This window comes from Acinetobacter amyesii (assembly GCF_002018365.1).
In the GTDB taxonomy this organism is placed as follows: Bacteria; Pseudomonadota; Gammaproteobacteria; order Pseudomonadales; family Moraxellaceae; genus Acinetobacter; species Acinetobacter amyesii.
In genome coordinates this window covers 171,283-177,537 of the sequence record NZ_MVKX01000009.1, presented here as the reverse complement: position 1 = coordinate 177,537, position 6,255 = coordinate 171,283, and the positions used below count along the sequence as shown (strand labels likewise).

General features: G+C 39.7%; 6 protein-coding genes and 1 rRNA gene. All 7 read left to right on the top strand.

The genetic code is table 11. The features are described 5' to 3' along the window. The first annotated feature begins 13 nt into the window (after positions 1 to 13). The 7 genes from rrf to hisD all read left to right on the top strand — a co-directional run bounded on the left by rrf (position 14) and on the right by hisD (position 6,216). Positions 14 to 128: ribosomal RNA gene (gene rrf / locus B1202_RS13865) — 5S ribosomal RNA — on the top strand. Positions 129 to 404: 276 nt separating this feature from the next. Continuing rightward, complete coding sequence (locus B1202_RS13860) at positions 405 to 1,859, top strand: RNA polymerase factor sigma-54 (protein ID WP_078191196.1); 1,455 nt, start codon at positions 405 to 407, stop codon at positions 1,857 to 1,859. A 169-nt stretch (positions 1,860 to 2,028) separates the two neighbouring features. After that, complete coding sequence (hpf, locus tag B1202_RS13855; protein WP_078191195.1) at positions 2,029 to 2,361, top strand: ribosome hibernation-promoting factor, HPF/YfiA family; 333 nt, start codon at positions 2,029 to 2,031, stop codon at positions 2,359 to 2,361. 135 nt (positions 2,362 to 2,496) lie between these two features. Further along, positions 2,497 to 2,748 (top strand): BolA family iron metabolism protein IbaG, encoded by a 252-nt coding sequence (ibaG, locus tag B1202_RS13850; protein ID WP_078191194.1) that lies wholly within the window; start codon positions 2,497 to 2,499, stop codon positions 2,746 to 2,748. A 6-nt stretch (positions 2,749 to 2,754) separates the two neighbouring features. Next, complete coding sequence (gene murA, locus B1202_RS13845) at positions 2,755 to 4,011, top strand: UDP-N-acetylglucosamine 1-carboxyvinyltransferase (protein ID WP_078191193.1); 1,257 nt, start codon at positions 2,755 to 2,757, stop codon at positions 4,009 to 4,011. Then, positions 4,011 to 4,712: an ATP phosphoribosyltransferase gene (gene hisG / locus B1202_RS13840; protein ID WP_078191192.1), complete on the top strand. Its 702-nt coding sequence runs from the start codon at positions 4,011 to 4,013 to the stop codon at positions 4,710 to 4,712. The genes murA and hisG overlap by 1 nt, the downstream gene beginning before the upstream one ends. A 202-nt stretch (positions 4,713 to 4,914) precedes the next feature. Continuing rightward, positions 4,915 to 6,216 (top strand): histidinol dehydrogenase, encoded by a 1,302-nt coding sequence (gene hisD, locus B1202_RS13835; RefSeq protein WP_171262659.1) that lies wholly within the window; start codon positions 4,915 to 4,917, stop codon positions 6,214 to 6,216. Positions 6,217 to 6,255: the final 39 nt, after the last annotated feature.

Below are 6,255 nucleotides of genomic sequence, written 5' to 3'. Positions count from 1 at the left end.
CCATAACAGTTGTGCTGGCGACAATAGCAAGAGTGAACCACCTGATCCCTTCCCGAACTCAGAAGTGAAACCTCTTAGCGCTGATGGTAGTGTGGGGTTACCCATGTGAGAGTAAGTCATCGCCAGCTCATTATTCGAAACACCCCCTGATATCTCAGGGGGTGTTTTTTTATGCAAGGAGAAAAGGGAAAAAAAATGGAGAGGGAAATAGAGTAAAACTAATAATAAATCTAATTAAATAATTCATTTATAAGATGAATCGTTCCTAATAAAAGAATAAATTAGCTGAATAATGAGTCTAAAAAAGACAAAAAATCGGGCGTTATCTTTAAAATTATGCTATAAAAAATAAAACGGCATAAAAATTGCTTATAAAGTGCGGTTAATTATAGGGGGAGTTATTAATGAAATTAGCGATGGGGTTAAAGGTTGCCAATTCCTTATCATTAACACCTCAATTACAACAAGCAATTCGTTTATTACAGCTTTCAAGTATGGAATTGGAACAAGAAATTCAAATCCAACTCGACAGTAATCCTCTATTAGAGAAAGTTGAAGAACAAAATACCGTTGAAAGTTTAAATAGCTTACAAGAACAAGAAAGGGAAAATAAAGACTTAACCAATGAATTAAATGCCGATCATTTGCCTGATGAATTACCAGTGGATACAGAGTGGGATGATGTTTATACGCATCAACCCACAAGTTTAGGTGCTGCTGAGTTTGAAGAGCGCGAAGATAATCGGCAGGGGCATCAAAGTTTACAAGCACATATGCTTGAGCAAGTTAATCTTTTACACTTTTCTATGATCGATAAATTAATTGCGCACTGTATTATCGATGCACTAGATAACAAAGGTTTTTTAGATTGTGACTTAAATGAAATTACCCAATCTGTTCAGCATCTTTTAGACTCTATGGATTATGAAGAAGAAGTCGAAGATGACGAAGTTTTGGTGGTTTTAAAACATATTCAACGTCTAGATCCTGTTGGCGTAGGCTCACGCAATCTTGCTGAATGTCTAATGGTACAAGTTGAAAATCTTCCTGAGCATATCGAATATCGATATGAAGCTATTTTATTATTAAAAAATTATGAGTTGCTGATTACCAATGAATTACCAAAGTTGATTAAGCAAACCGGTTTAAATACGGAACAACTTAAACTTGCCATTTCTTTATTAAAGACATTAAAAGCACATCCAGGGCAAGAATTTGAAGATAAAGATTCAGACTATCAAATTCCAGATGTTGTGGTCCTAAAAAAGAATGAACATTGGTTGGTTCAATTAAATCCTGATGTAATGCCAAAACTACGAGTGAATTCTTTTTATGCCAATATGATCAAGCGTGCAGATCAAAGTGATGACAATCAATATTTACGTAATCAAATGCTTGAAGCTAAGAATTTCATTAAAAGCATTGATGAACGACATAAAACTTTATTAAAAGTGGCAACTTGTATTGTGGAGCATCAACGAGCATTCTTTGAACAAGGGCCTGAGGCAATGAAGCCTTTGGTACTGCGTGATATTGCGGAAGAAGTGGAACTCCATGAATCCACAGTATCCCGTGTAACCACAAATAAATATATGCTCACACCACGTGGATTATTTGAGTTGAAATATTTCTTCTCAAGTCATGTTGGGACATCGTCTGGTGGTGAAGCGTCTTCGACTGCAATTCGTGCAAAAATTAAAAAACTCATTGCTGAAGAAAATACACGTAAACCTTTGTCTGATAATGCAATTGCAGTTTTGCTTAATGCAGAAGGTATTGATGTTGCTCGTCGTACGGTTGCGAAGTATCGTGAATCGTTACATATTCCATCATCTTCAGAGCGAAAAGTGTTGATCTAAATTTGAAAATCTGACTATTCTAGAGGTTCATTATGACGAAATAATGAATCTCTTTTTTATATAAGGAATGGCCGAAATGATCTGATTGTGTAAATGTATGCTTCGCATATTGAGTTGGATGATTCGGCTTGAACTTTTCCAGTCCTGAAAGAAGGTGAGGGATAGAATTATGCAGATTACAATTCGTGGCCATCATTTAACAATTACGCCAGCAATAGAAGAAAATATTCGTCTTAAATTTGCGGAAATGACCAAACATTTAGATCAGGTTAATAGTATGCAAGTCAAACTGACTAAAGATCATCAAGTTGATAAACGTTCAAAAAAAGGTAGTGATAATCATATTGCGGAAGCGATTATACGATTACCTGGGACAGAACTTTTTGCGCAAGCGTGCGCTGATGATATGTATACCTCGATCAAAAAATTGTCTGAAAAATTAAAAAAACAATTACATAAACATCGAAAAATGCAGCTCATTTATATGCCTTTAACGGTTTAGATTGTAAATTGTACAAAAAGAGGTTTTTTATAACCTCTTTTTTTATATATATAATGTATGTGACTAATGAATTATTTTTTAGATTTATAGTAAAATGACGGGTTTTACACCGTTAGTCCTATATGGGGTCTTGTGATGAATAGTGAACAGCTCACTGAAATTTTAAAAGCTGCTTTTCCAGAAGCTGAGGTTGCAGTTAGTGGGCAAGGCGGCAAATTTGATCTACGCATCGTCGATGATCAATTTGAAGGCAAACGTCCTGTTGCTCGTCAACAATCTGTTTATGCACCTTTGAACTCCTACATTGCCAGCGGTGAAGTACATGCAGTAACAATTCGTGCAATGACCAAAGAAGAATGGCGCAAAGCAAGCTTATTCGGAGCTTAATAATTAATGGATAAATTTCTGATTCAGGGCGGTACTAAGCTCGAAGGTGAAGTTCGTATTTCTGGTGCGAAAAATGCTGCATTGCCATTACTCGCTGCAACTATCCTTGCGGATACACCTATTACATTAACCAATGTTCCAAATCTTAAAGATGTGAACACCTTAGTGAAATTGATCGCAGGTTTAGGTGTTCAAATTAGTTATGAAGGTGATACGGTTAAGGCTGATACTTCTAGCTTAGATAATCAATTTGCACCATATGAACTCGTGAAAACCATGCGTGCATCTATTTTGGTGCTCGGCCCGTTATTGGCGCGCTATGGTAGTGCAAAAGTGTCTTTGCCGGGTGGATGTGCAATTGGTTCACGCCCTGTAGATCAACATTTAAAAGCTTTAGAAGCACTTGGTGCTGAAATTGAAGTTGAAGCTGGCTATGTGCATGCCAAAGTGGATGGTCGTCTAAAAGGTGGCGAAGTTGTCTTTGATATGGTCACAGTTGGTGGTACTGAAAATATTCTAACTGCTGCGGTTCTTGCAGACGGTGTAACGACCATTCGTAACGCGGCTCGTGAACCTGAAATTACTGATCTTGCTAACATGTTGATCAAGATGGGTGCAAAAATTGAAGGTTTAGACACAGACACATTGGTCGTTACAGGTGTTGAAAGCCTGCATGGCTGTGAGTATGCCGTTGTTGCAGATCGTATCGAGACAGGTTCTTATCTTGCTGCTGCAGCGATCACAGGTGGTAAAATCAAAACCACACATACAGATCCTAACTTGTTGGAGTCTGTGCTAGATAAATTTGAAGAAATGGGCGCGGAAGTTACGCGCGGTGAAGATTGGATTGAACTGGATATGATGGGTAAACGCCCGAAAGCAGTAAGTTTCCAGACTTTACCACACCCAGAATTTCCAACCGATATGCAAGCACAGCTGATGGCGGTGAATGCAATTGGTCGTGGTTTTGCCACAATTTCAGAAACGATTTTCGAAAACCGTTTCATGCATGTACCTGAATTAGCACGTATGGGTGCCAATATTCAGGTTGAAGGTAATGATGCTGTTGTTACAGGTGTAGAGAAATTATCTGCTGCACCGGTGATGGCAACTGATTTACGAGCTTCTTTCTCATTGGTTTTAGCAGCACTTGCCGCTGATGGGGAAACGTTGATTGACCGTATCTATCATATTGACCGTGGTTATGAAGATGTTGAAGCGAAGTTACAAGGTTTAGGTGCCCAAATTAAGCGAGTAAGTTAATGAGCGATATGAGAAACGATGATCCCAATTTTGACGTAATGGGCAATTTTGATCATGGTTTAACTTTAGCATTAAGTAAGGGACGTATCTTAAAAGAAACTTTGCCATTGTTGGAAACAGCTGGCATTAACTTATTGGAAGATCCGGATAAATCTCGTAAGTTAATTTTCCCAACAACCCATAAGCACGTACGTATTTTAATTTTACGTGCTTCTGATGTACCAACTTATGTTGAAAATGGTGCTGCAGATATTGGGGTGGCAGGTAAAGATGTGCTGATGGAACATGGTGCACAAAATGTGTATGAACCATTAGACTTAAAAATTGCCAACTGTAAGTTAATGACTGCTGGTAAAGTCGGCATGGTTCGTCCGAACGGTCGTTTAAAGATTGCGACTAAGTATGTCAATTTGACCCGTCAATATTATGCAAGCTTGGGCGAGCAAGTTGATGTGATCAAACTTTATGGTTCTATGGAACTTGCACCTTTGGTTGGTTTAGGCGATTACATCGTCGATGTTGTGGATACAGGAAACACTTTACGTGCCAATGGTTTAGAGCCTTTGGAAGAAATCTGTAAAGTGTCTTCACGTTTAATCGTGAACAAAGCAAGCTTTAAACGTAAGCAAACTTTGCTGAACCCAATTCTTGCACAGCTAGAAAAAGCCGTGGAAGAACGCGAGCAAGCAAAAAAAGCATAAGTTGTTAAGTTTCTAGCTATGCTGATCAAACCGCTCAAATTTGGGCGGTTTTTTTTATGAAAACTGAAAAATAATGATAAAACTGTATTTTCACCAATTTTAACGAAAGTTATTTTCAATAAAACTCCACATGAACACATGCGATAGATGTCCACAAGCTGCAGTAAAACAGGTAAACTAATCTTTTCCAATAGATTACCTTGTGGGTAAATTGATGCGACGTTTATCGACTCAAGATCAAAACTTCAAGCAAGCTTTTGCTGACTTGTTGGCTTTTGAAACTGTGAATGATCCAGAACTTTTAAAAACCGTTGACCAAATCATTGCTGATGTTCGTCAGCATGGTGATGCTCATGTTCTTAAATTGACACAGCAGTTCGATCGACATCCAGCGCATCAATTCTCAGAATTAGAGCTGACACAAGAACAGCTGAAAGCAGCATTTGAGGGTTTAAGTTCAGAAGTGCGCGAGGCCTTAGAACTTGCTGCGAACCGTGTTCGTGAATTCCACCAAGCGCAAAAGCAAGACGGCTGGACCTATGTAGATGCTTTAGGCAATACCCTTGGTCAAAAAGTCACACCGCTGGACCGTGTGGGTATCTATGTGCCTGGTGGTTTAGCTTCTTATCCGTCTTCTGTATTGATGAATGCTGTACCTGCGCATGTTGCTGGTGTGCCTGAAATTATTATGGTGGTACCTGCGCCGAATGGCGATTTAAATCCATTGGTTTTGGCAGCAGCTTACTTAGCCGGCGTACACCGTGTATTTACCATTGGCGGCGCGCAAGCGGTTGCAGCATTGGCTTACGGCACAGAAACCATCCCATCTGTGGATAAAATTACTGGCCCGGGCAACCGTTTTGTTGCGGCAGCAAAACGTGCGGTATTTGGTCAAGTCGGTATTGATATGATTGCAGGGCCATCCGAAATTTTGGTCTATGCCGAAGGTCAAAACAATGCTGAATGGCTGGCAATGGATTTATTGTCACAAGCGGAACATGACACTGTGGCTCAAGCGGTATTTATTACGCCAGATGCAGAACTTTTAGATCAAGTAGTGCAATGGATTGAAAAGCATTTAGAAGCATTGCCTAAAGCGGAAATCGCGCGCACTTCAATCGAAAACCGTGGTGCATTAGTTTTAGTCAAAGACCGTGCTGAAGGCGCTGAATTGATTAACCAAGTTGCACCTGAGCATTTGATGCTGTGCTTAGATCAAGCGCAGGAAATGGCTGAAGATATCCGCCATGCCGGCGCGATCTTCATGGGGCGTTATACACCGGAAGCCATTGGTGATTACTGTGCAGGTCCAAACCACGTGTTGCCAACCTCCGGCACAGCGCGTTTCTCATCACCGCTCGGTGTATATGATTTCCAAAAGCGTTCAAGTTTAATCATGTGTTCTGAAGATGGCGTGAAAACTTTAGCGAAAACGGCTGATACATTGGCGCAGCAGGAAAACTTAGATGCGCATGCGAGATCTGCGAGATATCGTTACCAGTAATAAAATATAGACTAGGTGAAAAACTTAGTTTTCCAAAAC

What these genes read in the sequence shown, in the direction of transcription:
- B1202_RS13860 (WP_078191196.1), top strand. Translation starts at nt 405, where the DNA reads ATGAAATTAGCGATGGGGTTAAAGGTTGCCAATTCCTTATCATTAACA.
- hpf (WP_078191195.1), top strand. Translation starts at nt 2,029, where the DNA reads ATGCAGATTACAATTCGTGGCCATCATTTAACAATTACGCCAGCAATA.
- ibaG (WP_078191194.1), top strand. Translation starts at nt 2,497, where the DNA reads ATGAATAGTGAACAGCTCACTGAAATTTTAAAAGCTGCTTTTCCAGAA.
- murA (WP_078191193.1), top strand. Translation starts at nt 2,755, where the DNA reads ATGGATAAATTTCTGATTCAGGGCGGTACTAAGCTCGAAGGTGAAGTT.
- hisG (WP_078191192.1), top strand. Translation starts at nt 4,011, where the DNA reads ATGAGCGATATGAGAAACGATGATCCCAATTTTGACGTAATGGGCAAT.